This window comes from Hyella patelloides LEGE 07179 (assembly GCF_900659865.1).
In the GTDB taxonomy this organism is placed as follows: domain Bacteria; phylum Cyanobacteriota; class Cyanobacteriia; order Cyanobacteriales; family Xenococcaceae; genus Hyella; species Hyella patelloides.
Genome location: NZ_LR214231.1, coordinates 1 through 2,668, shown reverse-complemented (window position 1 = coordinate 2,668; position 2,668 = coordinate 1). Strand labels below are relative to the sequence as shown.

Below are 2,668 nucleotides of genomic sequence, written 5' to 3'. Positions count from 1 at the left end.
TAGTCGCGAGGGTCTAAGTTGGGGACAGAATTGATATTTGCTATCTAGTTTAAAATTCCTACACCCCTCAATTTGACTGCATTTGACAATTTGCACTATTTCTTAACTTGTCACCAATGGTCAATGGTGGTCGCCCTCTTTCAGTAAATATTCTTGATTCTGGAGTTTAGACTACAATCGTAATTGACAAATTCAGTGGACAATCCCAGAAAAAAGAGCCTTGAGAATAGCTTGATTCATTTGATTTTACGAGATTTTGCGATTAGAATAGCACTATTCTAATTTGACTGTTCTTTATGAGGTCGCTCATTAAACTTGTTTCCCTTTCAGACGCTGGAGGAGTTGGCAAGACCACAATCGCCGTCAATCTTGCTTATGAGTGGAGTTTGAGAGGCTATTCAGTAGTTCTCATCGATCTCGATTCCAATCACAGCTTAGATAGCTTTGTCGATCTCGAACCAGAATTAGACCCCAAACTCACCTCAGCTAGACTTTTTGAGTCTGACTTTGATGGCAATTACCCCGATAAAAATGTCTTTGGTTCTAAGCTCATCTCAGTTATACAGGGAACTCAAGAACTCAAAGGGATGACAGAACGATTAGTATCGAGGAAACTTAGAGAGTATGTTTTGGCTAAAACTCTCCAGAAATACCCCTTAGATGCGGACTTGATTATTTTTGATTGTCGTTCTGGATTTGATTTGCTCTCGGAAAATGCTCTTTCTGCTTCTACCCATGTTTTAATCCCTTTAGATATGGGGGTTAAGGCTCTCACCGCAGCTAACCTGATTCAATATATCTGGTCGCAGTGTCTCGAACTAGACCTCGACCCTGCTCCAGAAATTTTCGGTCTGATACCCAATCATTTCAATCATAAATCTGCTGACGAGTTAGAGTTACTCTCGGCAATCAAAGATGTTGCCCAACAGTTAGAAATTCCCTTATATCCTCCACTACGCCAATGGCAACGACTGAAAAATGCTTCTTTGAGGGGTCAACCCTTAAAACAAATTCGTGCCTCTGACCCGATCAATCTTAACTTTAGTCAGTTAGTAGATGATTTAGAAAAAATTAGTTTAAACAATTATGGTGAAAAACAGAATTCAAAACCGCGTTAACAATAGCTTTCAAACAGCGATCGCTGCTAAAGAAGGACATAGTAAAATCCAACAATTACAACAAAAAATCCAAAAACTTGATGCTGAAGCGATTGAGCGAGAACAATTACTCGCACAATTGCGTTCTCAGTTAGAGCAGCAGTCTGGCAAGTTTTCCGTCTTCATTAATCAAATCAAACCCAGCCAGCAGTGTCGAGTCACTTTTACCTCAGCGATGATTGACAAAAGATGTGAGTCTCTTCGCACTAAAGGTCAGTTAGAACCCCTAATCTTAATCGCTGCCCCAAATGAAACCAAAGGGTTCTACTATCTCGAAGATGGAGAAGTAACTTGGCGTGCTGCTTGTAAATTAGTTGAGACGGGTCACAATGATTGGAGTCGTTTGGATGCGGTTTTTTCTAACTTGACCGAAGAAGATAATATTCACCGTCGTACTTTAATTCATCACTTGCATAGCGAAAGCTTGACTCCTTTAGATCGCGCTGAGGCTGTAGTCAGGGAAATTGCGCTCGAAGTTGATTCCTCAACAATCGATGTCGTCAAACTGCTACGTAACATTAAGTATCGTTTTGAGAAAGAACCCACAGGGAAGTCACTATTAAAACAACTAGAAAGAGAAGGAGTCAACTCGATCCAAGATGCTCTAATTGCTCTCAATTTTAGCGATCGGCAGATTCAAATACTCTCCTTTCTGCGAGAGTTGCAAATTAATTTTAATTCCTTTGTCGCTAACGATTTAAATATGGTTAAACTCAGCGACGACCTGAAAAATGCTGCTCGTACTCAAGATTTAGGGTGTCATTTGGCGAAAATTCTCAATCAACTCCAACCCAAGAAACTCAACTGTAGTGAATCCGTTGCCAGGCAAATTAGACTCGATGCTACCCAAAAAGTACTTCAAGAAAATTTCAATGAAACCGATACCAGAAAAATGGTATCAGAGATAATTATTGAACGTAGTCAGTCCGCAAAAAAGACCAATGATTCTGAAGGAGCAATCAGAATTTATCAAACCACTAAAGAAAATCTCCATCAATTAAGCATCAACCAGCTTAAACCCCGCCAACTAAAATCCCTCCAACGAGTTATGGAACAAAAACTCACTGCCATCAAAAACCAACTAGACTCCTTGGAAAATTAACGGCAAACAAGTTATGGTGAGATCGCTCCCAGTCACGCTCGCGTGACCAAAGAGAAATTAGTCTTAATCGATACAGCAATTCACTCCTCAATTCACCAGATATTAGAATCTCCTGAACATTTTTTGGTCTTCTCCCATCAACCGAATTGGGGTGATGGGCTTTTATTTATCTCTCCACTCCTCGCCTCCTTTACCTTGTCGTCGCTGCTACCAAACCATTACGTCTTTTGTTTTTGCACTTGTCACAATACAGGGGACAGATTGTCGCGTAAGTCTCTCTTTCTACTTTTTTCGTACAGCTTTTACACACGAATTTGTAAATCCTGGTATGGATTGTACGGGTATGCGCTTTGACTCTCACTTTCTTGCTTGTCATGTTTGACTCACTCTCAATTAGATTAATATTTGA

Annotated in this window: 2 protein-coding genes; both read left to right on the top strand. The window is 40.2% G+C overall.

The window, feature by feature from the left end:
- Positions 1–296: 296 nt before the first annotated feature.
- Entirely contained in the window at positions 297–1,118 is an 822-nt protein-coding gene (locus H1P_RS32595) for a ParA family protein (RefSeq protein WP_144875531.1), read from the top strand.
- Entirely contained in the window at positions 1,087–2,259 is a 1,173-nt protein-coding gene (locus H1P_RS32590) for a ParB N-terminal domain-containing protein (protein WP_144875529.1), read from the top strand. The genes H1P_RS32595 and H1P_RS32590 overlap by 32 nt, the downstream gene beginning before the upstream one ends.
- Positions 2,260–2,668: the final 409 nt, after the last annotated feature.